The sequence below is a fragment of the Caballeronia choica genome (assembly GCF_001544535.1).
Taxonomy (GTDB): Bacteria; Pseudomonadota; Gammaproteobacteria; order Burkholderiales; family Burkholderiaceae; genus Caballeronia; species Caballeronia choica.
This window is the reverse complement of sequence record NZ_FCON02000572.1, coordinates 1-728: the sequence shown is the minus strand read 5'-3', so window position 1 is coordinate 728 and position 728 is coordinate 1. Positions and strand designations below refer to the sequence as shown.

General features: G+C 62.5%; 1 protein-coding gene. It reads left to right on the top strand.

Annotation, left to right across the window (positions count from 1 at the left end):
* A partial coding sequence (locus tag AWB68_RS45780) for a TauD/TfdA dioxygenase family protein (RefSeq protein ID WP_087650526.1) occupies positions 1-728 on the top strand: 728 nt, incomplete at both ends.

Sequence of the window (728 nt, the reverse complement as noted above, 5' to 3'; positions counted from 1 at the left end):
GGTTCGGTTGGCGCGCAGGTGCAAGGGGTCAACCTGAACGAGCCAGTCGACGTCACGACCTTCGAGGTGCTGCATCGCGCGTTTCTCGACGCTGGTGTGCTGGTATTTCGCGGCCAGCGGCTGCAGCCGGCAGCCCATGTCCAGTTCGCGAAGCTCTGGGGCAATCCGGCACAGAACAACCCACTGGATCCTAGCGTGCCGGGTTTCCCGGGCCTCATCCAGGTTACCAAGATTCCCAAGGAAACGGCGTCCACCGAAGCCTGGCACTCCGACTCGATCTATACCGCCGTACCGCCCAAGATTTCGATCCTCTCGGCCGTGGTGGTCCCTCACGGAGGAGACACGATGTGGTGCAATCAGTACGTGTCCTACGACCGACTGTCGCCAACGATGCAGCGCATGCTCGAGGGCCTGCGTGTGCGGTTCGCGGGTCTGCGTCTGGCGAGGATGAGGGGGATCGACAAGATTCCCGAGGCGGTGCACCCGATTGTCCGTACCCATCCGGAGACCCGTCGCAAGGCACTCTACGTTGGTCACCCCGAGACGGCCAAGCAGATCGAAGGGATGACGGTCGCCGAGAGCCGCCCGCTTCTTGATTTCCTGTACGAGCATTCGACGACGCCCGACAATGTCTACCGTCATATGTGGCAGGAAGGCGATGTGGTGATGTGGGACAACCGCTGCACCATGCACTACGCCGTGCACGACTACGGCGAGGCCGAGCGCGT